The sequence below is a fragment of the Corynebacterium phocae genome (genome assembly GCF_008693075.1).
GTDB classification, from domain to species: Bacteria; Actinomycetota; Actinomycetes; order Mycobacteriales; family Mycobacteriaceae; genus Corynebacterium; species Corynebacterium phocae.
In genome coordinates this window covers 28,143-51,172 of record NZ_VXKJ01000034.1, presented here as the reverse complement: position 1 = coordinate 51,172, position 23,030 = coordinate 28,143, and the positions used below count along the sequence as shown (strand labels likewise).

At 59.9% G+C, this 23,030-nt stretch carries 19 protein-coding genes; 4 read left to right on the top strand and 15 right to left on the bottom strand.

The annotated features are described in order from the left end of the window. The first annotated feature begins 2 nt into the window (after positions 1 to 2). Positions 3 to 1,430: an alpha-(1->6)-mannopyranosyltransferase A gene (locus F4V58_RS03720; protein WP_342743299.1), complete on the top strand. Its 1,428-nt coding sequence runs from the start codon at positions 3 to 5 to the stop codon at positions 1,428 to 1,430. Here the strand turns inward: F4V58_RS03720 and F4V58_RS03715 are convergent. Beyond that, on the bottom strand, positions 1,427 to 1,807 hold the full coding sequence (locus tag F4V58_RS03715; RefSeq protein WP_075733468.1) for an Rv2175c family DNA-binding protein: 381 nt from the start codon (positions 1,805 to 1,807) through the stop codon (positions 1,427 to 1,429). The two genes, F4V58_RS03720 and F4V58_RS03715, sit on opposite strands and share 4 nt — an antisense overlap. A 68-nt stretch (positions 1,808 to 1,875) precedes the next feature. Here F4V58_RS03715 and F4V58_RS03710 point away from each other — a divergent pair, with 68 nt between their 5' ends. Then, the gene (locus tag F4V58_RS03710) at positions 1,876 to 3,408 is read left to right on the top strand and encodes a protein kinase domain-containing protein (protein ID WP_084559671.1); all 1,533 of its coding nucleotides are present in this window, start codon (positions 1,876 to 1,878) and stop codon (positions 3,406 to 3,408) included. Positions 3,409 to 3,509: 101 nt separating this feature from the next. Here F4V58_RS03710 and F4V58_RS03705 read toward each other — a convergent pair whose 3' ends face one another. Beyond that, complete coding sequence (locus tag F4V58_RS03705; RefSeq protein ID WP_075733466.1) at positions 3,510 to 4,907, bottom strand: class II 3-deoxy-7-phosphoheptulonate synthase; 1,398 nt, start codon at positions 4,905 to 4,907, stop codon at positions 3,510 to 3,512. 55 nt (positions 4,908 to 4,962) lie between these two features. After that, the gene (locus F4V58_RS03700; protein WP_075733464.1) at positions 4,963 to 5,472 is read right to left on the bottom strand and encodes a polyadenylate-specific 3'-exoribonuclease AS; all 510 of its coding nucleotides are present in this window, start codon (positions 5,470 to 5,472) and stop codon (positions 4,963 to 4,965) included. A gap of 48 nt (positions 5,473 to 5,520) precedes the next feature. Between F4V58_RS03700 and F4V58_RS03695 the strand changes: the two genes are divergently transcribed. Then, positions 5,521 to 6,654: a glycosyltransferase 87 family protein gene (locus tag F4V58_RS03695; protein ID WP_084559670.1), complete on the top strand. Its 1,134-nt coding sequence runs from the start codon at positions 5,521 to 5,523 to the stop codon at positions 6,652 to 6,654. Here the strand turns inward: F4V58_RS03695 and F4V58_RS03690 are convergent. The 12 genes from F4V58_RS03690 to ctaC all read right to left on the bottom strand — a co-directional run bounded on the left by F4V58_RS03690 (position 6,570) and on the right by ctaC (position 20,580). After that, entirely contained in the window at positions 6,570 to 7,721 is a 1,152-nt protein-coding gene (locus F4V58_RS03690; RefSeq protein WP_169833305.1) for an acyltransferase family protein, read from the bottom strand. The two genes, F4V58_RS03695 and F4V58_RS03690, sit on opposite strands and share 85 nt — an antisense overlap. A 7-nt stretch (positions 7,722 to 7,728) precedes the next feature. Continuing rightward, the gene (locus F4V58_RS03685) at positions 7,729 to 8,475 is read right to left on the bottom strand and encodes a lysophospholipid acyltransferase family protein (protein WP_075733460.1); all 747 of its coding nucleotides are present in this window, start codon (positions 8,473 to 8,475) and stop codon (positions 7,729 to 7,731) included. Positions 8,476 to 8,595: 120 nt separating this feature from the next. Beyond that, positions 8,596 to 9,549, bottom strand: coding sequence for an ROK family protein (locus F4V58_RS03680; protein WP_075733458.1), 954 nt, complete (start codon positions 9,547 to 9,549; stop codon positions 8,596 to 8,598). Between the two features lie 34 nt (positions 9,550 to 9,583). After that, a complete protein-coding gene (locus F4V58_RS03675) occupies positions 9,584 to 10,705 on the bottom strand; it encodes a glycosyltransferase family 4 protein (protein ID WP_075733456.1) in 1,122 nt (373 codons plus the stop codon). A gap of 18 nt (positions 10,706 to 10,723) precedes the next feature. Beyond that, on the bottom strand, positions 10,724 to 11,842 hold the full coding sequence (locus tag F4V58_RS03670) for a C40 family peptidase (protein WP_245803028.1): 1,119 nt from the start codon (positions 11,840 to 11,842) through the stop codon (positions 10,724 to 10,726). A gap of 296 nt (positions 11,843 to 12,138) precedes the next feature. Continuing rightward, the gene (locus F4V58_RS03665) at positions 12,139 to 12,771 is read right to left on the bottom strand and encodes a C40 family peptidase (RefSeq protein WP_075736465.1); all 633 of its coding nucleotides are present in this window, start codon (positions 12,769 to 12,771) and stop codon (positions 12,139 to 12,141) included. 1,243 nt (positions 12,772 to 14,014) lie between these two features. Beyond that, positions 14,015 to 15,637: a cytochrome bc1 complex cytochrome b subunit gene (gene qcrB / locus F4V58_RS03660; RefSeq protein ID WP_075733454.1), complete on the bottom strand. Its 1,623-nt coding sequence runs from the start codon at positions 15,635 to 15,637 to the stop codon at positions 14,015 to 14,017. After that, positions 15,637 to 16,857 carry a cytochrome bc1 complex Rieske iron-sulfur subunit gene (gene qcrA, locus F4V58_RS03655; protein ID WP_075733452.1) on the bottom strand — a complete coding sequence of 407 codons (1,221 nt, stop codon included), beginning with the start codon at positions 16,855 to 16,857 and terminating at the stop codon, positions 15,637 to 15,639. Before qcrA ends, qcrB begins: the two co-directional genes overlap by 1 nt. Beyond that, positions 16,854 to 17,750 carry a cytochrome bc1 complex diheme cytochrome c subunit gene (gene qcrC / locus F4V58_RS03650; protein WP_075733450.1) on the bottom strand — a complete coding sequence of 299 codons (897 nt, stop codon included), beginning with the start codon at positions 17,748 to 17,750 and terminating at the stop codon, positions 16,854 to 16,856. Before qcrC ends, qcrA begins: the two co-directional genes overlap by 4 nt. Before the next feature lie 70 nt (positions 17,751 to 17,820). Then, complete coding sequence (gene ctaE / locus F4V58_RS03645) at positions 17,821 to 18,432, bottom strand: aa3-type cytochrome oxidase subunit III (RefSeq protein ID WP_428840528.1); 612 nt, start codon at positions 18,430 to 18,432, stop codon at positions 17,821 to 17,823. Positions 18,433 to 19,037: 605 nt separating this feature from the next. Continuing rightward, positions 19,038 to 19,469 carry an aa3-type cytochrome oxidase subunit IV gene (gene ctaF / locus F4V58_RS03640; RefSeq protein ID WP_075733448.1) on the bottom strand — a complete coding sequence of 144 codons (432 nt, stop codon included), beginning with the start codon at positions 19,467 to 19,469 and terminating at the stop codon, positions 19,038 to 19,040. A gap of 19 nt (positions 19,470 to 19,488) precedes the next feature. After that, complete coding sequence (gene ctaC, locus F4V58_RS03635) at positions 19,489 to 20,580, bottom strand: aa3-type cytochrome oxidase subunit II (protein ID WP_075733446.1); 1,092 nt, start codon at positions 20,578 to 20,580, stop codon at positions 19,489 to 19,491. Positions 20,581 to 21,041: 461 nt separating this feature from the next. Between ctaC and asnB the strand changes: the two genes are divergently transcribed. Continuing rightward, positions 21,042 to 22,964 (top strand): asparagine synthase (glutamine-hydrolyzing), encoded by a 1,923-nt coding sequence (asnB, locus tag F4V58_RS03630; RefSeq protein ID WP_075733444.1) that lies wholly within the window; start codon positions 21,042 to 21,044, stop codon positions 22,962 to 22,964. Positions 22,965 to 23,030 lie beyond the last annotated feature (66 nt).

The window sequence follows — 23,030 nt, the reverse complement described above, 5'->3', positions numbered from 1 at the left end:
GTGTGGCAGGCACCGTAGTCTTGGCCCTGGCATCCTTTGGCGGCGGGGCCACCCGTCACCGCGGCGGGGTCCTGGAGGCACTTGGGCTGTCTTTTTTCAGCTTCGGCCACGGCAGAAACTTATCGATCCTGGGATTTTGGACAGGCGTATTCCTCCTGGTGGCGGCCTGGGTGGGGGTGGGAAAATACCTCGTGGCCCCGGTCCTGGCCAAAAGGAATATTCCGGACGCTTTCTCCCGGCTGCGCACCACGGTGTGGGTATGGGTGGCACCGCTGCTACTAGCCGGCCCCATAGCCTCGCGTGATGTCTACTCCTACCTCATGCAAGGGGCCATGGTCCGCGATGGCTTTGACCCCTATACCCAGGGCGCGGCCGTCAACCCCGGGCCGTTCCTCTTGGAGGTGTCCCAGGACTGGCGTAACACCACTACCCCTTATGGCCCTTTGCACCTGTTGACGGGAAATATGGTCACCAGCGTGGTAGGCGACAACGTCACGGCCGGGATAGTTGTCTACAAGCTACTGTCCGTGGCGGGGTTCCTGGCCATCTCCTGGGCGGTGCCACGGATCGCCACGGCCCTAGGCGGCAACCCAGTAGTGGCGCTGTGGCTAGGGGTTGCCAACCCGGTCATGATCATCCACCTGGTTGGTGGAATGCACAACGAGTCCATCATGGTGGCCTTGGTCAGCCTGGGTCTGTTGGCGGCGCTGCGCGGCGGGCGCGGGTCCATGGCTGGGGGCGTTGGGCTCATCGCGCTGGCGGTATCGCTGAAGGCCACCGCCTTTTTGGCCATGCCGTTTGTGCTATGGCTGTTTATCAACCGCGCTACCCAACCGGCAAAGAAATTCGCGGCCTTCCTGGCCGGCGGGGTGGTAATAGTGGCAGAAACCGCCCTGGTGCTCGCGGCCGTCACCGCGCTATCCGGGGTGTCGTGGGGCTGGTTGACTGAGATCTCCGGGAACTCGAAGGTGATTAACCCACTGGCTGGGCCCACGCTGCTCACGGATTTCCTCACGCCGCTGCTGCAACTCTTCGACCCGGAGGTCACCTACAACGGAGTGCTATCCGCCGCCCGCACGGCGGGAATGATCTGCATGCTGGTGGGCCTGGTGGTTGTGTGGTGGCTGGCGCGCGGCGGCCGCCGGCAGGCTATTTTTGGCACCGTGGCCGCCTACCAGGTGGCGTTCGCGTTCAACTCAGTGACTCTGCCGTGGTACTTTGCGTCCAGCATCTCACTGGTGGGCACGCCTACTCCCCCGCGCTGGTTGCTCAAGCTAGCCACGGGCGGCTCCGTGGTGGTGGCGCTGGCCTTTGCCGGGGACGGCAACCACCAGCTCTACAACTGGTGGTGGATGCTAGCCACCGCAGCCGGCGCGTGGTGGGCTGCGGGGTGGATCTTTGACCCGCAAGCCACCAAAGCGCGGGCTTAAAACGCCGATGCCTGCGCGCGCCGGATGACCTCCCTGGCCAGGTGGCCGTGCAGGGCGTCAATTGGGCGCCCGGGCAGCGTGTCATCTGCGGTGAAAAGGTGCGCAAAGATTTCCTCATCGCTATAGCCCGCGTCTGTCAGTACCGTGATGGTGCCGGTGACGTACTTGGATACTTTGTCTTTGGCGTTGAAAAACAACTCCGGGACTAACCGGATACCGTCTTTGTTGCGCCAGGCGATCATCTTGCGGTCATGCAGCAGGTCATGCACGCGGGAAACGACAATTCCCAGGCGGTCGGCTACCTCGGGTAGCGTCAGCATCTCATCTCCGGAGAGGAGTTCATCAAGGTCGTATTTGTTTTCTTCTACTTCGCTCACGCCACCACTTTAACCCGGCTGGCACGGTATGGATCAATCTAGCTGGAAAATAGGCCATACTGTAAGGCATGAGTTCTTTGGCTATAGGCGACGTCCTAGATGACCGTTACCGGATTGACCGCCCCATCGCGCGCGGCGGGATGTCCACGGTATACCGCTGCGTGGATATGCGGCTGGGGCGTTCCGTGGCCGCCAAGGTCATGCATGAGCATTTGGCGGAAGATCCGCAGTTCGTGCAGCGCTTTACGCGGGAGGCCCGGGGCATGGCGCAGCTCACCCACCCCAATTTGGTGTCCATCCATGATTTCTCCGCCGGCGGACAGCCTATATTTTTGGTGATGGAGCTTATCACCGGCGGGACGTTGCGCGAGCTGTTGGCGGAGCGCGGACCCATGCCCCCGCACGCGGCCACTGCCGTTATGCGCGCGGTGCTCAGCGGGCTTTCGGTCATCCACGCCCGCGGCTTGGTACACCGGGATATCAAGCCGGATAACGTGCTCATTGACTCGGATAACCGGGTGAAGTTGGGGGATTTTGGGCTCATTCGCGCGGCCGCGCAGGCGGGCACCGGTAATCAGATAATTGGCACCGTGTCCTACCTCTCCCCGGAGCAGGTCACGGGGGATAACATCACGGCGGCCTCGGACGTGTATTCCGCGGGCGTGGTGCTCTACGAGCTGCTGACCACGGAGACGCCTTTTAAGGGGGACAGCCCCTTGGATCACGCTAAGGCGCGCCTGCACCAGGATGTGGCGGCGCCGTCTTCCCGCGTGGAGGGCGTTCCGCCGTTGTTTGACGCGTTAGTTGGTTCCGCCACGGCGCGCGATCCCCAGCAGCGCTTTGCCGATGCCGCCGAGTTCTTGGCCGCCCTAGACGACGTCGCCGCAGAGCTGGAATTGCCCGCTTTTGTGGTGCCGGTTCCCAAAAATTCGGCCGCCGCGCGCACGGCCGCCCAGCCCACTAACTTCACCGGTATCAACCACGACCCCGTTTTTGACGCTACCCGGGAATTTCCCGCAGTTGAAGATGAGCAGGCTCCCCCCACCCGCAGCGAGTCCGCTAGTGCTAGTTCCACCAAGGTGTCCCCGCCCTCCCCGCCCGAACGCCACAAGGAGACGCTGTTTGACCATGGGCAGACCCGCCAAGACAATCCGGAAACCCTCTACGACCAACCGGGCCGGTTGAGTTTTCACCACCCAGACTCACCCCGCCAAGTCCCGGCCCCCAGCTACCCCGGCCCGCAAGCTCGGCCGCAGGTTCCGGGGCAGGTTCCGGCGCAAGCTCGGTCGCAGGTTCCGGGGCAGGTTCCGGGGCAAGCTCGGTCGCAGGTTCCGGGGCAGGTTCCACAGCAGCACATGCCCCCGGCCGCGCCGGCTGCCGCCCCACTGCCGGCGCGCGTTCCCGGCCAGCTAGCTGGTGGGCACCCCGGCGGACAAGTCCCCGCGCTAGGGATGAGCCACACGGTGGAGCCGCACCGGCCCCGTCAAGTCCTGAGCAACCGCTCACCAGTGGTCTTCGTTCTCTGGCTACTGGCGGTCCTGGCGCTAGCCGCCGCGCTAGCTATCGGCGGACTGTCTCTTGGCTCAGGGGTTTACTTCTAAAGACCTCTAGCCATCGCGGCAGGTGGGGGACATCGAAAAACCGCCGCACTCCGGGGATAAGTTCCGGGGTGCGGCGGGGTAGAACAAAAGTGATCTACTTCTTACTTGTTCTGGTTGCGCAACATCTCTGATACCAAGAAGGAAAGCTCCAGGGATTGCTGCGTGTTGAGGCGGGGATCGACCGCGGATTCGTAGCGGCCGGGGAGGTCTACCTCGGAGATATCGGCGGCACCGCCAAGGCACTCGGTGACATCTTCTCCAGTGAATTCCAGGTGGATGCCGCCGGGGTGGGTGCCCAGCTCGCGGTGGACCTCGAAGAAGCCTTGGACCTCATCCAAAATCTTGTCAAAGTGGCGGGTCTTGTAGTTGTTCGAGGTGGTGAAAGTATTGCCGTGCATGGGGTCCGACTGCCAAATAACCTTGTGGCCGGAGTCCTCCACCGCTTTGACGATGGGGGGCAGCACGGTACGAATCTTGTCATGGCCCATGCGGACAATCATGGTCAGCCGGCCGGGCTCGCGGTCCGGGTCCAGGCGCTCGGCGTATTCCACGGCCTCTTGCGGGGTCACTCCAGGGCCCAGCTTGATGCCCACAGGGTTGCCGATGAGCGCCGCGAAGTTGACGTGGAAGTCTTCCAAGCCACGGGTGCGCTCACCAATCCACACCTGGTGCGCGGAGAGGTCATAGAGCTTGGTGTTGCCATTGATATCCTTGCCCAGCCGGAGCATGGAGCGCTCGTAATCTTTGAGCAAGGCCTCATGGGAGCAGAAGATCTCCGCAGAGCGCAGCGTGTGGTCATCCACGCCACAGGCGTTCATAAACGCCAGGCCGGACTCAATCTCACCGGCTAGCTGCTCATAGCGAGCACCTGCCGGGGAGTTGGCCACGAATTCACGGTTCCACTCATGCAGGCGGTAGAGGTCCGCCGTTCCGGAGGACGTCAGCGCGCGGACCAGGTTCATGGCCGCCGAGGAGTTCGCGTAGGCGCGGACCATGCGGGCGGGATCGTGGCGGCGGGCTTCCTCGGTGGGCTCTACGCCGTTGACAATGTCACCGCGGTAGCTCTTCAGGCCGGAGGCGTCCGTGTCAGAGGAACGGGGCTTGGCGTACTGACCGGCAATACGGCCAATCTTGACCACCGGGGTGGCCGCGCCGTATGTCAACACCACTGCCATCTGCAGCAAGGTCTTGATGTTGCCGCGGATGTGGGGCTCTGTGTTGGATTCAAAGGATTCCGCACAGTCACCACCCTGCAGCAAGAAGGCCTTACCTAGGGCCACGTCCGCCAGGCGGCGTTTGAGGGATTCAATTTCTGGTGCCACCACGATGGGAGGCACGGATTCTAGAATCTTGCGTACATTATCTGCTTGGCTCTGATCCCAGGAAGGCTGTTGTTTCGCGTCACGCGAGATTACATCTTGGAATTTCTCCTCAATGCCTTCTGGCAAGGGGGGAAGATCAGGCAAAGCGTCTTTGGGAATATCTACTGTCCAACTCACCAATTCATTTAAGCACAGTTAGGTGGTTGTATGCCCATTATTTTTCTATCCCCCGTTAGAAAATAGCTTTGTTGCTGGCAGATAGGGGTAATACAGCCTGGCACGCCCGGAACTTAGCCAAGTTGTGGCGCGCGTCCACCAGGGCGTCGTGGTTGCCATCCGGTACCGGCGGCAGCGCGGGCCGCCCGGCGAACTCCCAGTATTGGCGCAGCTCACGCGTGTAGCGCGGCAGCGTTCGCGGCAATCCCGTCATATCCCCCCACAGCTGCGCCAACACCACGTGGTCATAGGCGCCCACCCAGGCCCACAGCTGGACCTGGCTGGTGGGGCGGCACAGAAATTCCAGGACCTCCGCGCGGATGGTGTCCAGGGGTTTCCACGCCTTGCTGCTGGGGCTGGGCAACTGGTTGAGTACGTTCTCGCGCACCCAGGCGTTGGCCTTCGCGGCGTCAAAGTCTGTAGACACCGCGTAGTATTCGCGCCCGTCTTCAGCAACTATGCCAATGGAGACCAGCTCAATAGTCTGGCCATCTTCAATGAATTCGGTGTCATAAAAGTAACGCACGGCTCTCAGCTTATCGGCTGCTACCCGCCGCCACTAGACTGGGGTGCTATGACCGTCAATCTCAACCGGGCCGCCATGGCGCTGGCGTTAGTCCTGGTAGCCATTCGTGTTATTGACGTGGTGGCACTCGTGCGCGGCGAGGGGCTGGTGTTGTACTACCACCTGGACTTAGACGTCTACCGCGGCGGTGGGCGCGCGGTGACGCTAGCGCAGGAGCTGTACTCCGGGGGCATCGGCGTAGCAGGCGGCCAGCTGCCTTTTACCTATCCTCCCTTTGCGGCCGTACTTTTTGCGCCATTGGCGGGCCTGCCTTGGCCGGTACTCAGCGTGGCCTGGACGGCCCTGCTAGCAGCCGGGACGTGGTGGTGCGCCCGGCTTATCGCACCGGAGTGGCCATGGGCCGCGGCCTTACTACTACTGTGCGAACCTCTGGACCACAACCTGGCACTGGGACAAATCAATATCCTCCTTGCCGCAGCGGTACTCTACGATTCCGCGCTCCCCCGCCACCACCGCTGGCGCGGCGTAGCCACGGGGCTGGCCGTGGCCGTAAAACTTACGCCCCTGGTGTTTGTGGCCGCGCTAGTCTTCCACCGCGACCTGCGCGCTGCCGCCCGGGCACTAGCCACCGCCGGCCTGGCCACGGCGCTGGCCTTCATAGCGTTACCGGCCGATAGCCTCGAGTATTGGACCACCACGCTGCTAGACCCCAGCAGGATTGGGAGCTTGGAGTATGTCTCCAACCAATCGCTGCGCGGGGTACTAGCGCGCGCCCTGCCTGGACACGGTGATATCTGGTGGTTTACCGGGGTGGCCGCCGTGGGCGCAGTGCTGGCGGTTGCTATGTACCGCCACCGGGCAGATCCCCTGGCGCTGACGCTGCTAGCCAGCCTTGCAGCACTGCTGGGCTCCCCGGTGTCGTGGACCCACCACTTCCTCTGGCTTCCGCTGGGCGCGCTGTATCTGGCCTACCACGGGCGGTGGGCCTGGGCAGGAATGGTGTGGCTGGTGGCAGCCGCACGGCTTCCTTACCTGGTGCCCCACGGCGGCGGCGCGGAACACCACTGGCAGCTGTGGCACGCGGTAGTGGGAAACAGCTACGCCTGGGTCTGCGTGGCCCTGGCTTTGGGGGCTGCGGTACACGGCTCAATTGCCGGCGGGCGCAAGCTCCAGGAAAGGTAAGGGATTTTTCCCACCGCCCACAGCGCCAAGCCGCCGGCAGCGCAGATGCCCAGGCAGATGACAACCCATACGCGGGTGCTGCCCAGCGGGAACGGCCCTCCCAGGAAGATGTCCGCACCTAGGTAGTGGTGGAGAAAACCGAATCCCAAAGTCAGCGCGATGGGGTGGCCCAGATAGAGCGCCAAGGTATGCCGGCCCACGAACCTCAGCGGGGCGCACAGCGTGGGGATACGCGCGATTAACACCGCGGCCGCGATGGCCATGGGCAGCTCCAGGGCCTGTTCTGTAGCGCGCAGGAGGAGGTAGATCTCAGGGGTGCCCACCGTGGCCGCGCCGGGGGTTATCCATGGCAGGTCCAGGACCGCGTTGGGGCGGTGGTCCCAGCCATCGCGCACCGCCAGACCCGCTACGTAGCCCCCGATAGCCACCGTGTAGGCCGCGAAAGTCTTCCACGTGGGCCTAGCACAAGACTCGATTGCGTTGGCAAATTCCCGAATGTATTCGCGCAACAAGGCACCGGCCACAAACACCGGCAGGAACATCACTGCCTTGCCTATGGCGTAGAGGTCACCGGCAAAGCCCAGCAACAACAGCGGGAAGAAGCTAGCTACCAGTGCCTGCCACACCGGGCGGTTGCGCACCAACCACAAAAAACAGTTGTACAAAATCAGCGAATGCAGAAACCAGCCCATCGAGTGCCCCAACGCTAGAATTCCCAGGTTCTCCCCCACCCCACGCACAGGGTCACCAAAAGCCACGTGGTAGAGCAAGCTATTGGTGTGGAGCTCCACCAACCCCCACACCAGATAAGGAACCAGAAGAAACCACAACCGCCGGGTGAAAAGTTGGGAAAAGGTCATGGACAAAACCTTCGTGGAGAAATACCCACTGACCACGAAAAACAGCGGTAAACGCAACGGGTGAATAAAACTGTTGAGCTGGGCTAACCACGTAAGTTGGCCCTCCGGAACCGCTAGGGATACATGCAGCACAACCACGCCCATGATAGAGATACCCCGCGCCACGTCCGGCCATGCCAAGCGGACCCCCGCCATAGGGGATGTCATTGCGGAACTAATTTCCTTCCGGGGTCTTTTCCGCGCCCGCGGGGTAGCCGTTGCCCGCCTCCATGGATTCTTTGACCTTGGTGGCGTAGACATCAACGTAAGGCTGCTTGGCCAGCTTGGCCAGCTTGTGCATGAAAAAATCCGTGAATTCACGTTGAGTGCTATGTTCTGCGGGGTCCAATTCGCGTTGGGCGGCCCAGGCGTGCGGGTCAATAGGTTCTGCTACCACCATGCCCACCCGCTTGGGGCGGGGGATCCAGGTGCCAATGGGGTTGGCTTCGCGGGTGTTAAACATAGCCACGGGGACCACTGGGTGCCCGGTTTCCATTGCCAGACGGGCCATGCCGGTGCGCCCGCGGTAGACGCGACCGTCCGGGGAGCGGGTGCCCTCCGGATAGATGCAGATGGCCTCCCCCTCACTCAGCGCCTTGGTGGCCGCCGCAATCATGTCATCCGAGGCTGTAGCGCTAGTGCGATAAACCGGGATTTGGCCCACCGTGGTGAAAAACCACCTCTGCGCGCGGCCCACGAGGCCAGGTGAGGTGAAGTATTCCGATTTTGCCAGGAAGGTTATCTCCCGCGGGCACATTAGTGGGAAGAAAAAGGAGTCCATCACGGCCTGGTGGTTGGAGGCCACGATTACCGGTCCGGTGGCGGGGACGTTGTCCATCCCGCGGGCCCATGGACGGTTCCACACGCGCAGCGCTGGGCCAAAAATGACGTTTTTAAACAGCGAGTACCAGGTGTTTTTCACGTGCCGTGCTCCGATTTTTCCTTTTCAGTGACCGCAGATCTTTGTCTTTGATCTCTTCAGTTATCTTCTGGGATTCTTGAGGTTTTCCATCTCCTGCTAAGCAGCAGGTTGAGACTAGTTCTAGCCACTTGCCACTGTACGTGCCAAGTCCGCTACGCCAATCATACCCGCAGCGGACCCCAACTTAGCAGTAACAACCCGCGCAACCGGCCGGTGCCCGGCCCCCACGATGGAGCGCGCCATGGTTTGCGCTGCGGTGTCCAAGTAGATGTCCGCGTCCCCGGCCACTCCCCCGCCTAGGACAATGAGTTCTGGGTCTAGGACGTCCGCCACAATGGACAGGCCTTGGCCCAGCCACTGCGCAAAGTCTTCCATGACGGCCACCCCCAGGGGATCACCTTCACGGGCAGCCTGGGCTATATCCGCGCCCTTGGCATCCACGCCTAGCGTGGAGTCCGGAAATTTACCGCGCAGCTCCCGGAACGTGTCTGGAAGCGCCGTTCCGGAGGCGTAGCGCTCTAGACAACCGTGTTTGCCGCATGAACACTCCCGCCCACCGGGGACTACCACTAGGTGGCCAAATTCCGGCGCGGTGCCAAACGCGCCCCGGTAGATGGATTCCCCGGTGATAAGCGTTGCACCAATCCCGGTGCCTACCGCCATGAAAACCCAGTCCCGCGCTCCCTGCCCGGCTCCGAAGCGCCATTCCGCCCAGGCCGCAGAGTTGGCGTCATGCTCAATGACCACGGGGATATCTACCCGCGCTTGCAGGTTGGCGCGCACGGGGGCGTCAACCCACGGCAGGTGCGGGGCAAAGCGCACTATTTCCCGCTGCGGATCAATAAACCCGGCAATTGCCAGGCCCACCGCTGCGATGTCGAATTCCTGGCGCAGGTCCTCAATCACTGTGACTACGGCCGCGTCCAAGGCCTCCGGTTCCTGCGGCGTGGGCGTGGACCGCGAATGGATGAGCTCACCGTGGGCGTCAACTACTCCGGCGCGCAGATTGGTGCCGCCTATATCAAACCCCACTGTCAGGGGGGAGCTGGCGGCAGCCGGGGTGAGATTATGCATGGGTTTAAGGATATACCGGGCGGGGGATAAGAATCTAACCGCCGGAGCGGAGCAGGGCACGCAGGCGCCCACCCATGGTCTCCCACGTCCAGTTCTGCTCCACGTTCGCGCGCCCCGCAGCCCCCATCTCCCGGCGCAGGCCAGGATTGGCCAACAGCGTCTCTAGCGCGGCCACCAGCTGGCCCAGCTTGCGGCCGTTAATCACCAGCCCGGACTGCGGTGTCACCGTTTCAGGGGCACCACCTGAATTTCCTGCCACCACCGCAACGCTGGCGGCCTGTGCCTCGAGGTAAACGATTCCCAGGCCTTCAACGTCGAGGCCCCAGCCGCGGGTGCGCGCCGGCATGGCGAAAATATCTGCGGCCTGCAGCGCCTGTGCCAGCTCTGCGGTGTCTCTGGCCTCCCAAAACACCGCGCCTGGAAAGGACTGCGCCGCGATCTTTTCCAATTTTGCCCGGTAGCGCCCGCGTCCCACCAGCAGCAGTTGGGCACCGTTGGGGCTAAGCCGGGGCATGGCCCGCAGCAGCTGGTCCTGGCCCTTGCGGGGAACAAAGCGGGAAATACACACGATAACCGGCCGGGAGGGGTCCAGCCCGAAGTGTCTCTTGGCGGCTTCTTGGTCCCCGCCGGGGCGGAAATCCTGCAGACTCACCGCGCTGGGAAGGTGTGCCCACTGCGGGTTTGGGCCAAAGGCCCTGCGGAGGCGGCGCTTGGTGTAGGCCGAGATATAGGTGACCACGTCAGCGTGCCTGCCAATGGCCCGCAGCGCCACCCGACCTGGGGGCAGCATGGACCATCCCACCTCATGCCCGTGAGTGGAGGCGATAACCCGGCGGGCTCCGGCTTGTTTTGCGGCCTTACCCATCAGCGCTAGTGGCGCCGCTGCCCCAAACCACACCACCTCTATGTCCAGCTCCCGGATGAGCTGTTGCATACGGCGGGCGGTGGCGGGTGTGGGGAGCATAATCCGGTGGGGCCAGCGGATGACTTGGTACGGCGCGGCCGCGTCCCAGTGGGCGGCGGCCGCCTGGTCCTGGGTGGAGGCAAAAACCACTACCTCCTCCGGGTCCAGGGTTGCCAGGAAGTCCCGCAGGTAGGACTGGATACCACCGATGGTGGGCGGAAAGTCATTGGTAACAACTAAGGTACGCGGCATGTGCCCTAGGTTAGTGCGCTAGTAGCGCACGGCGCCAGCCACCGGCATGGAATTGAGTGGCACTACTTGCACCGGGATGCCGTAGGTAGAGGCGTGAACCACCTGGCCGTTGCCTATGTACATGCCAACGTGGGTAACCCCTGGGAAGTAGCCAATGATATCCCCGGGTTGCAGCTCATCCGTTGGCACCGGCCTGCCGCCGGCTATCTGCGCCTGGGAGGTGCGCGGGATTGTCACTCCTTGCTGGGCATAGGCCCACACCATTAGCCCTGAGCAATCAAATTGTTCCGGCCCCGTAGAACCCCACCCATAGGGTGCGCCTTGGCGGGTAAGCGCGGAAAGTGCGGCTTGGCCACCTGTCCCGGAGGCAGCCAGTGTGTCAAGCAAGGCGGGATCCAGCTCCACGTCCGGGCCGAATTGGCCCTCCCACGCGCGGCGTTGTTGCTCATTGAGCGAGTCCACGCGCTCCTCGATGGCCCGCCTTTGGAGCTCAAGGTCCGCCTTGTGCTTTTCAAGTTCGAACTTGCGGCGGGCTAGGTCCTCGCGCTTGGCCACAGCCTCAGCGACGGCTTCTTCTGACTTGGCGCGGGCTGCGCGGGAGTCCCGCGCTACCTTCGCGGAACCAATGAGCTTGCGGTGGGCGTCCCGGCTCAGGGCTCCCATGTAGCCCAGCCGCTCTGCGGCCTCTTGTGGGTTTTCGGAAGACAAGGTTGTACCTAGTACAGATCTGGTCCGACCTCGGTAACGGGCCAGTGCCAGCTGGTCAATATCGTCTTGCTGCTGCTGAACGGTCTGGGTTGCCTGCTCCAGTCCCCGGCGGGCGGCCTCTGCGCGGAGCTCGGCTTCCGCAACGGCCCTCTCCTGCTCCCCTAGCTTAAGCTCAAGTTCTTTGACTTCCTCGCTTTTAGCCGACACCTCGCGGGCAACCGCAGAAACTTCTTCGACTAGTGCGGCGATGTCCGCGTTAGGGTCTATCTCCAGGTTCCCGCCAGGAGTCACGATCCGCTCTCTGGGGAGAAGATCTTGTGCCGAGGCCATGCCGATGCCCACGGTAGCGCTGGCGATACATACACAGGCACCGAAACCCAACAAGGGGCGAACGCGGGAACGAACCGGAAGGTGATAAAAATAGCGCACTCAACAACCCTTTACACTGCAAAATCCTAGACCCCTGAGCTTGGCGGCAGGTGAAGTAATACACCGCGAAACTTAGGGTTTTCTTAAGTCTAACTACTATAGGAGATCGCGCCGTGCACTACAACAACTGCCCCACAACGAAACCCCACACCAGGGATATGTTCAGCTAGAGAGACTGAACCGGTGTGGGGTGACAAGTATTGGAGAGGGGTTTGAGTGCGTACTGAGACCGGTGAGAAAAGATGGCAGCCTCAGAAAGTTTAGAGTTAAGTAACTACCAGCGAGGCAGGTAACTCCTAGTAACGCACGATGGAGTGGATGGGCATGTAGTTGACCGAGCGCTGACCCACTGGGGCACCAGCATTGAGAGCGTCGATGATCATGCCGTTGCCAGCGTAGATGCCAACATGGGAAGCGCCGCCGTAGTACACCACGATGTCGCCGGGCTGGATATCAGCCATGGATACGCGCTGGCCTTGCGCTGCCTGAGCGTAGGAAGTGCGAGGGATAGAGATGCCAGCCTGAGCGTATGCCCAGGAAGTCAGACCGGAGCAATCGAAAGCGCTGGGTCCAGCGGCACCCCATACGTACGGCGCGCCCATCGCAGAGCGAGCAGCAGCAAGCACTAGCTCACCCTTGGAAGGAGCAGGAGGCGCGGGCGGGGCAACGATGTTGGATGCGTACTCAGCGATGGACTGAGGGGCAACCTGGCCGGCCAGGGAGGGCACGTAGGCGCCAATATTAGGCACGTTCTTGATGCCCGGGATATTTTCGATGCCATCTACATTTATAGAGAACCCGGTGTTCGGGATAACTACTTCAGTCGCCTGGGCGGTAGTTGGAACTGCCACGGATGCGGTTGCAGCGACTGCTGCGGTGGTTGCCATACGGCGGGTAGTGCCAGTGCTCTGCTTACGGTGCTTAGCCACAAATAACTCCAAATCGTTGTGCGCGCCTACTTCTTGCAAACTGCATCCTCCGCCTTCTCTGGGGCGGGTTCCGCTAGCCACTTTCCCACTTCAGCCCCAAGGGGTCTGAGGATATTTACCGGGAAGCAAGAAGCTCTGACCCTAAAAGCGGGCCAAACGTTCTTTGGTGGCAACATTACTGTAGTTGCTACCTCCGCCTGGCCCTCCACTAAATGAAGGAGTGAGCCAGATGCGGCGCGTGTTTAATACTGTGTTTAATTTCTTGGTGCCAGTGCCTGGCCTCAATGTCTCAATTAGGTTACGAAATATTGACCGTCCATGTCCATCCCGACACGGCACAGGCTCCGTTATCAAGCTGTTATCAATGCGTTATCATTTGTTTCCCAACCCCAATTTGAAGCGGGACCCATTCGCAGCCTTCCCGGAAAACCCCCACCTTCCTGCGCAAACGGCGAACCACAAAGCAACCCTTAGACACCGAAGAAAGACAGGCAGCCGCCGGAAAATTTAAAATGTGTTCCTGATCACACCTTTGTAACAGTGGCAACAAAACCCCCATAAAGCCCACTGGAAACTCACTCCCAAACATCAGACGTCAGCGCTTTCCGCAGCAATAGTTGACTCCTGCCCCACCTGTTTCAGTGTCTGGCCCATTTAAACCCCCGGGAGGTCATCCGACCCCAAGCCCGGCGCCCACCGGGAGCCAGCCGGGAGCCAGCCGGAACCCGGGGAACGGCAACAAACACACAACGCGAAGCCGTAGGAGATGTTGAACCCACAGCGGGCTGTAGAGCAGCGCCACCCAGCCACACCTGACTGCAAAGCAGCCACGCAACCACGCCCCGGACTGCCCCGCGTGGGCTAAACAGGGCGGCGCCTGGCGCGAGATTCACGCCCACCATGCCCGGGGGCATCCGCAGTGGCCTTCTCCCCCACCTAGCGCCCTTCCCGGCCGCGCCTAGCACCCCGCAACCCTATTTCCGGCCACACGAAGTCCAGCGGGCACCCCACGGAGCCTGGAAGGCCATGGAGGCTCGCCTCCCCCGCGCTAGGTTGCCGCAGCGCTAGCGTGTCTGCCCTGGCCTTGAGGCCGGCCTAGATAACCCGGCAGCAACCGCCCGGACAGAGAAGGCCCCGGGTGGCAAAAGGATGGGTCCGGCACCATGACGGTAAAACGACGAAACCGCCACCCCAGCGGAAAGCCGGGGCGGCGGTATACGGAGACAGTTTCTAAATCTAAGGCTTAAATGCGGCCGTTTTCCTCGTCGTCGCGCATGTTGGCCTCGTTGAGGCGACGGAACATGTCCATTTCCTCTTCGTGGTTTTCGTGTGCGATAGCGCGCTTCTTCGCCTGGATGGACGGATCCACCGGGGAGAAGACACCGTGGGTCTCTGAGTCGGCAAAGCCCAAGTGGTTGAGCTGCTTGGGAACGGGAGCACCAGCGTAAGGCAGCGGTACTGGATGACCGTGCTCATCAACTGGGCCCAGAGGCTGGTGAACCTCAATGTAGGCACCGTTAGGCAGCTGCTTGATGATACCGGTTTCAATACCGTGCTCAAGGACCTCACGGTCCGAACGCTGCAGACCAATGCAAATGCGGTAGGTCAGGAAGTAAGCGATTGGAGGCAGGATAAGGATACCGATACGGCCAACCCAGGTCATCGCGTTAAGCGAAATCTGGAAGAAGTTAGCCACGTGGTCGTTACCACCGGAGATGGTAACCAGCACGAAGAAGGTAATAGCCATGGCACCCAGACCGGAACGAACCGGAACGTCGCGGGGACGCTGCAGCAAGTTGTGGTGGGCGTCATCACCGGTGAACTTCTTTTCAATGAATGGGTACGCAATCAACAGCGCAACCATGGCACCGGCAACCAGCATGACCCAGAACGCACCGGGGATGGTGTGTCCGAATGGGTAAAGCTCCCACGCCGGCATAACACGGGCCAGGCCGTCAGTCCACAGCATGTAGATATCCGGCTGGGAACCAGCGGAGACCTGCGATGGGTTGTAGGGGCCAAGCAGCCAGATGGCGTTGATGGTCAGCAGACCAGACATCAGAGCAAGAACGCCGGCTACAACCAAGCCCATGCCGATAGCCTTCGTGGCGAAGACCGGCATAATGCGGACACCGACCACGTTGTTCTCAGCGCGGCCAGGTCCGGGGAACTGGGTGTGCTTCTGGAACCAGACGATAAGAAGGTGAGCCGCAATCAGGGCCAGGATGATGCCCGGGATGACCAGCACGTGGAGGATGTAGAAACGGTCCAGCATGAGGTCAGAGGGGAAGTCACCGTCGAAGATTGCCCAGTGCAACCAGGTGCCAATGATAGGCAGACCCAGGATGATGGCGGACATGATTCGAAGACCAACGCCAGACAGCAGGTCATCGGGCAGCGAGTAACCGAGGAAGCCCTCGATCATGCCCAGGAGAATCAGGGTGCAGCCAATGATCCAGTTTGCCTCACGTGGGCGACGGAACGCGCCGGTGAAGAAAATACGGAGCATGTGCGCAACCATGGACATCATAAACAGCAGTGCTGCCCAGTGGTGCATCTGGCGGATAAACAAGCCACCGCGAACCTGGAAGGAAAGATCCAGGGCGGAAGCGTATGCAGAAGACATCTCCACGCCATTGAGTGGAGTGTACGCACCGTCGTAGATGACCTTCGTGATGGAAGGGTCAAAGAACAGTGCCAGGTAGGTACCGGTCAGCAGGAGGATGATGAAGCTGTAAAGCGCCATCTCACCCAGCATGAAGGACCAGTGAGTTGGGAACACCTTGTTAAGCTGCGGGCGAAGGAAGCCCGAAGCGGTGAACCGCTCGTCGAGGTTATTGCCAATGTGGCCTAGTTTTGTGCTCATTATGACTTACGCTCCCAGAATGCCGGACCAACCGGCTCTACGAAATTGCCCGCTGCGATGAGGTAGCCCTCTTCGTCAACAGTAATAGGCAGCTGCGGAAGTGCACGTGCGGCGGGCCCGAAGACCGGCTTTGCGTACTGCAGAGCGTCAAACTGCGACTGGTGGCAGGGGCAAAGGATGCGGTTGGTTTGCTGCTCGTATAGCGAGGTGGGGCAACCAATGTGGGTACAAATCTTGGAGTAAGCGTAGTAATCACCGTAGTGGAAGTCTTCCTGGCCTTCGCGCTCGATGACCTTGCGGGCATCGGAATTGCGCAAACGGATCAGCATGACTGCGTTACGGTTGCCGTGGATGGAGTGCATCTGGGCTTCGTATACGTCTTTCTCCGGGTCGTAGAGTTCGCCGTCGTTGACGTCGCCCTCTGCCAACGGGAATACGGTTTCCATACCGCCCGCTGCAAGATCCTCCGGACGTACGCGCACGAGGCGGGTAACACCCTGAGTGGTCATGTGCGAACCGGACTGGGAAGTGTGCATTTGTGCAACCGCGCCAGTGTCACGGGCGAGGTAGAGCTTGACGCCCTTTTCAACCAAAGTCCAACCGGAGGTCCACAAGGTGCCGTCACCGGAGTAATCCAGTTCGTGGCGAACCTTCCAGGGGTTCTTGATAGTGCCGCCCAAAGGCGCGACCACGGTCAGCCCGAACAGTACTGCTGCTCCACCGAGCAGACCCATCAGGGTCTTGCGGCGACCCAGAGTCGAGGTGGACCAAGAGTCATTAAGCAGCGCGGTGAGGGTGCGGCGGTCGATTTCATCCGAAGCGCCGTCGTGACGGCGCTGAACGGAAACTTCCTCCGGCAGGATTTTCTTGACGTACTGAACAACAGCTACGCCCAGCGCCAGGATGGAGATACCAGAGGTAAGACCAAGTAGCGGGGTGTAGAGAAGGTGCCAAGCCAGGCCCTCATCACCGTGGGTCTTGAATTCCCACGGCCAGAAGATGTAGACGGCCAAGAATGCCACGGCGAAAAGGATGGACACCAAAGCCCAGATCCCTACGCCAATGCTAGCGCTCTTATCCGCTGGGTCATTGGGTACCTCAAAGCGCGGCTTGCGGAATGCAACAGTCACGCCATCCATCTCAGCGCCCAGGGCGGTGAGTTCTGCGTCGCTCATATTCTTGAGCTCGGCGTCTGTGTAGGTTTTCTTTACATTACTCATTGGCGTGATCCAATCCACATAGCGGCGGCACACAGAACGCTGATACCAATTATCCACATTGCTAGACCCTCGGCGACTGGGCCAAGACCACCAAGGTCATAACCAGCCGGCGATGGGGTTTCGCCTGCGGACTTGATGAAAGCGATGATGTCCTTCTTTTCGTCAGCCGTGAGCTGGCGGTCGGAGAACTTGGGCATGTTCTGCGGTCCAGTCAACATTGCCTGGTAAATTTCCTGCTCGTTCGCTGGACCCAGGGGTGGAGCGTACTTACCGGAGGACAGCGCGCCGCCCTGGCCGGTGAAGTTATGGCAGGAGGCGCAGTTCATGCGGAACAGCTCAGAACCCTTGGCAACGTCTGCCGGCTGAATCTGGCCATTGTAGTTAGCACCGCGCAGGGATTCCTGCGCTACTGTGCCGTCCTCGTTGTACACGATGTCTGGCCCGCCACCGTTGGCTGCGACAAACGCTGCAAGTGCTAGCGTCTGCTGCTCGGTGTAGCGGGGGGTCTTGCGCTCTGCCTGTGCGTCCATGGACATCATAGGCATGCGCCCGGAGTGTACCTGGAAGTACACGGAACCTGCACCAATACCTACCAGGGAAGGACCGCGTCCTTCTAGCCCCTGAAGGTTAGCACCATGGCAGGTAATGCAAGCGGTGTCATAGATGTCCTTACCCTCTTGAATGAGGGCCTGGTCATCTTTCTGTGCGGTCGCGACCTGAGCTTCCGGAGATAGCGCTGAGGCTAAGATTCCGGCGCCGGATAAACCGACGGTCAGCGCGAAAGCACCCGCAAGCGTACGCTTCGCCTTACGGCGGCGGCGGGTCTTTTTAGCCGCAGCTGCATCAGGGGTGCTGCCTGATGTCTGTACGACGTTATTCGGATTGGTATCCATTACTTTCCTTATTTTTGCTTCTTACGCGGAAATACATGGCTGGTGGCAAGCCTGCGGCTTACCTAGCTGCCTAACGAATGACGTAGATGACGAAGAACACGCCGATCCACACAACGTCCACGAAGTGCCAGTAGTACGACACTGCCATAGCAGCGGTTGCCTGAGCTGGCGTGAACTTAGACTTAGCGATACGGAGCAAGATGATAACGAAGGCCAACAGACCTGCCGTTACGTGTGCAGCGTGGAAGCCGGTCAAGATGTAGAAGACCGAACCAAAAACGCTGGATTGCACGGTCACGCCGTGGATAATCAATTCAGTCCACTCGTACGCCATGATGCAAAGGAAGACAACACCCAGTAAGAGCGTTACCATGTACCACAGTCGAAGCTTATATACGTCCCCCCTTTCAGCTGCGAAGACGCCGAACTGTGAGGTCACAGACGAAGAAATTAGAACGAACGTAATAATAAAGCCCATGGGCAAGTTAATATGTTCGGTCCAATGGGCCCAGTCGCCCTGTTGTCCGTTTGCTCGCGATGTGAACCACATCGAGAATAGTCCGGCGAAGAACATTAATTCCTGAGACAGGAACACGATGGTGCCAACGCTGACGATATTGGGTCGGTTCAGCGCGGCAACACGTGGTGCTGCCATACCTTGATTTGAAACTGTGCTCGTCACGCTTTCTAGTATGGCCGTTTAGTCCAACTAATACACGCGAATCCCCCCGCAGTTTTCAGCCAGCCCCCACGCTTTCCACAGCCCACACGCACCGGCTAAACACGGAAAAGAAATTTCCGCACCCGCGGGAACTTTTTCACTTTTGATACGACCCACCATCCCCGCAGGTAGAACGGCCGCACGCCCACAAAGGTCACCGGCCGAGGAGCACGCCCCACGTCCCCACCAACCAATCTGCGCCTTGCCCCACGCAACCAGAGGAAATCTTGAGAGACGTAAATCACATAGGCCACTGCGAACGCTTGGCCTGTTTGCAACTTTTGAATGACCCCCGGCCAAAAGTAGTACCTACCTGGACTTTTGCAGCGGACAGGGCTTCGTTGTTACACCCGGAGCCATAGGCCAGTCCCCTTTGGATCCACGCCGGGAGCGGTCGGGCGCAACTTTTTCTTTAGGGCCGGGAACTTTTTAAACTCCCATCCGACATGCCAAAACCCGAACTCCCTGGGAAGGGAGTCCGGGTTGGTTGAGAAGTTATTTTCTAGAAACCCATATCAGCTTTCGCTCGGATGGGCCCTAGGTGGCACAAGTGTGGCCTTTATTGGCTAGTGCTTTTCCTTCGGAAGACCGTACTGCAGGCACAGCCCACCGACGGCGATGACGAGGAGGACGGCTCCGGTAGCAATCATCCAGTAGTACAGGTAGATGATTCCCAGACCCAGGACAGCGATTGCGCCGGTCATGGCCAGCGGCCAAATGGAGTTGGGTGAGAAGAAACCAAGAATGCCTGCGCCGTCTTCAGTTTCTGCCTCCTCCCAATCTTCCGGGGCGAGGTCGGTCTTGGAGTCAGTCAGCTGCAGGTAAGCAGCCAGCATCAAGGCCATGATGGCCGCTAGAGCCATGGACACGATACCCACCCACTCCGCGACGTAGAGGTAGCCGTCATCACGCACATAGTTCACACCGAAGATGTAAACAATCTCTGCGACGATGAGGTAGGTAGCAATTCCGTAAAAGACGTTTGATCCAGCACGCATTTTTAAATTTCCTCGTTCCTTATGCCGCTACGTTGGTGTCGACGTAGTTGTCTCCGGTGCGGGTGTCGCGCAGGGAGCTGAATGGCTTGGTGGTAACGGCGTATGGTTCTTCGCCGATGGTTGCCAATGCCTCAGAGTTAGGTGCGTCCGGGTTGTTGGTGCGGAACTCCATGTACTGGGAGAACTGCTCCGGGGTAACAACGCGTAGCTCGAAGTTCATCATCGAGTGGTACGTACCGCACATCTCAGAACAGCGTCCTACAAAGGCACCTTCCTGGTTGATTTCTTCAACCTGGAAACGACGCTCCTGCTGGTTAGCTTCAGGGTGAGCGTAGACGTCGCGCTTGAACAAAAACTCGGGGACCCAGAAGCCGTGAGAAACGTCAGCGGATGCTAGACGGAACTCAAGGGGGGTATGGGAGGGAAGAACCAGAACCGGAATTTCCTCAGTGCTGCCCACGGTCTCAACCTGGTTGTAGTTCAGGTAGGAAAGATCACCCATGGACTTGCCGTGAATTGGGTTAGGGTTCTTAACGCCATCAGGGTCATGGGAGGACTTCTCCGCCAAAGCATTGCGCTCTTCGTCGGTGCCGTCATATTCCTGACCAGTCCCGCTAAGGTCGGAAGACACGTTGGCGTAACCGAACTTCCAGTTCCACTGGTAAGCAGTTACATCAACGGTGACCTTGGGATCTTTGTCCAGAGCCACAACTTTTTGCTGTGCCTGCACGGTAAAGAAGAACAGGCCCATAATGATAAGAACCGGTACGACCGTGAGAACCATTTCCAGAGTCACGTTGTACTGCAGCTGCTTGGGGAATTCTCCCCTGCCTTCCTTCTTGGCGCGCTTTGCGCTCCACCGGAAGATTGCGGTGAGGAAGAGCCCCCACATAACAAAGCCAATGAACCAGGCTACTGCCCAGGTCCAAATCCAAAAGTTGTACATCGATTCCGCTTCCGGAGTGATGCCCTTTGGCCAACCGAATCCTAGGAGATTTTCTACGGCACCCGGCGCTTGTACGTCACAAGCTGCCAGGGCGGTAGCACCCAAGGTCAGTACGCCAGCCAGGCCCGCTTTCCGGGCGAAACTATGCTGTTTACGCTGTCCCACGTGTGTTCTGCCTTTCTGTCCACACTAAACTTCTCGAATACTCACAGAGCATTCCTACCCACTCAGGATAGTGCATACAGGTGTTATAGAAGTCATTTACAGACGCATTCAAACGATTAAGAGGGGCTAGCCTGCGCCTGCAGTTAAGTGCCATTACTTCCCTAATACTACAGTTGATTAGCCCAATCCCCTAAGCAAGGCAGGGCCCCACCACGGCGCGCTAGCACAACCCCTGTGTGACATTTCACAACCTCCACTCACTGACCCTATCCGAAAGTTTGCACCCTAAAGGGGAAAGTCCAGCGGGCCGGCACGGGCCCCACCGGTTAATTCAGCGCCGTTGGAACCACTACCCCGGGCGTGGCTTGGTAACACTCCGCGTGCGTTTGGCCGTAAAGTGGATAGACAGGGACGCCGCCCGACGGTGGATTTTGATACATATAATAAGGAGCAAAATAAACATGTGCGGTCTTTTAACCATGCTCACTGCCCGGGGCAATGCAACTGAGTACCTTGCGGCAACTGAGCAGGCCTTGCCTTGCATGCGGCATCGGGGGCCAGATGCAGCCGGTACGTGGCACGATGATGACGCCATTTTTGGCTTTAACCGCCTGGCTATCATCGACATTGAGCACTCCGACCAACCCCTGCGCTGGGGTCCAGAGGATAACCCAGAGCGCTACGCCTTGACCTTCAACGGGGAAATCTACAACTACATTGAGCTCCGTGAGGAGCTTGGGGAACTGGGTTACTCCTTTAATACTGAAGGCGACGGTGAGCCAATCGTGGTGGGCTACCACCACTGGGGCGCGGACGTGGTCAACCACCTGCGCGGCATGTTCGGGTTTGCCATCTGGGACTCAGAGACAAAGACGATGTTCGCCGCACGCGACCAATTTGGCATCAAGCCACTTTTTTACGCCACCACGCAGGCAGGCACGGTCTTTGCCTCAGAGATGAAGTGCATCCTCGAAATGGCCGAGGACATCGGTCTAGATCTCAGCCTTGACCGGCGCGCAATCGAGCACTACGTTGACCTGCAATATGTACCCGAACCTGAATCCCTCCACGCCAATATTCGGCGCGTGGAATCCGGCTCCACCGTCACCCTGCGCCCCGGCGGGGAGGTAATCTCCACCCGCTACTTCCGGCCCAGCTTCCCCATAGCCGCGGTAGCCAAGGGCGACGAGCAACAGCTATTTGACAAGATAGCCACCGCGCTAGAGGACTCCGTGGAAAAACACATGCGCGCGGACGTCACCGTGGGTTCTTTCCTGTCTGGGGGAATCGACTCCACCGCCATCGCCGCCCTGGCCAAGCGCCACAACCCGGACCTGCTGACCTTTACTACCGGCTTTGAACGCGAAGGCTACTCCGAGGTAGATGTGGCGGCGGAATCTGCCGCGGCCATCGGCGTAGAACACATTGTCAAGATTGTCTCCCCGGAGGAATACGCCGCCGCCATCCCCAAAATCATGTGGTACCTGGACTACCCCGTGGCGGATCCTTCCCTGGTGCCGCTGTACTTCGTGGCAGAAGAGGCCCGCAAGCACGTCAAGGTTGTGCTCTCCGGTGAGGGCGCCGATGAACTCTTTGGTGGCTACACCATTTACAAGGAGCCGCTGTCCCTAGCTCCGTTTGAAAAGGTCCCCACTCCCCTACGCCAAGGGCTGGGCAAACTCTCCCGCATTCTGCCCGACGGCATGAAGGGCAAATCACTGCTCGACCGCGGCTCCCAAACCATGGAGGAGCGCTACTACGGCAACGCCCGCTCCTTTAACTTCGAGCAAATGCAGCGAGTTATCCCCTGGGCCCAACGCGAGTGGGATCACCGTGAGGTCACCGCCCCCATCTACGCGGAGTCACAAGGTTTTGACCCGGTTGCCCGCATGCAACACCTAGATCTGTTCACCTGGATGCGCGGGGACATCCTGGTCAAAGCGGACAAGATGAACATGGCCAACTCCTTAGAGCTGCGCGTGCCCTTCCTGGATAAGGAAGTATTCAAGGTCGCGGAAACTATCCCACACGATCTGAAGATTGCCCACGGCACCACCAAGTATGCACTGCGCAAAGCCATGGAACAGATTGTTCCCGCCCACGTGCTCAACCGCAAGAAGCTAGGATTTCCCGTCCCCATGCGCCACTGGCTGGCAGGCGAGGAACTCTACGGCTGGGCGCAAGACACCATCAACGAATCCCAGACCGAGGACATCTTTAACAAACCCGAGGTCCTGGAGATGCTCAAGGAGCACCGCGATGGCGTAAGCGATCACTCCCGCCGCCTGTGGACAGTTCTGGCCTTTATGATCTGGCACGGTATTTTCGTAGAAAACCGGATTGATCCCAACATTGAGCAGCGCGATTACCCCGTGCGCCTCTAACCAGCACCGCCCAACCGCGTTGAGCTACCTGACCCCCGCACCGCGTGCCTCCACGGCACATAAGCC

What these genes read in the sequence shown, in the direction of transcription:
- asnB (WP_075733444.1), top strand. Translation starts at nt 21,042, where the DNA reads ATGTGCGGTCTTTTAACCATGCTCACTGCCCGGGGCAATGCAACTGAG.
- qcrA (WP_075733452.1), bottom strand. Translation starts at nt 16,857, where the DNA reads ATGAGTAATGTAAAGAAAACCTACACAGACGCCGAGCTCAAGAATATG.
- qcrC (WP_075733450.1), bottom strand. Translation starts at nt 17,750, where the DNA reads ATGGATACCAATCCGAATAACGTCGTACAGACATCAGGCAGCACCCCT.
- F4V58_RS03695 (WP_084559670.1), top strand. Translation starts at nt 5,521, where the DNA reads ATGACCGTCAATCTCAACCGGGCCGCCATGGCGCTGGCGTTAGTCCTG.
- F4V58_RS03710 (WP_084559671.1), top strand. Translation starts at nt 1,876, where the DNA reads ATGAGTTCTTTGGCTATAGGCGACGTCCTAGATGACCGTTACCGGATT.
- ctaF (WP_075733448.1), bottom strand. Translation starts at nt 19,469, where the DNA reads ATGCGTGCTGGATCAAACGTCTTTTACGGAATTGCTACCTACCTCATC.
- F4V58_RS03680 (WP_075733458.1), bottom strand. Translation starts at nt 9,549, where the DNA reads ATGCATAATCTCACCCCGGCTGCCGCCAGCTCCCCCCTGACAGTGGGG.
- qcrB (WP_075733454.1), bottom strand. Translation starts at nt 15,637, where the DNA reads ATGAGCACAAAACTAGGCCACATTGGCAATAACCTCGACGAGCGGTTC.
- F4V58_RS03690 (WP_169833305.1), bottom strand. Translation starts at nt 7,721, where the DNA reads ATGACATCCCCTATGGCGGGGGTCCGCTTGGCATGGCCGGACGTGGCG.
- F4V58_RS03675 (WP_075733456.1), bottom strand. Translation starts at nt 10,705, where the DNA reads ATGCCGCGTACCTTAGTTGTTACCAATGACTTTCCGCCCACCATCGGT.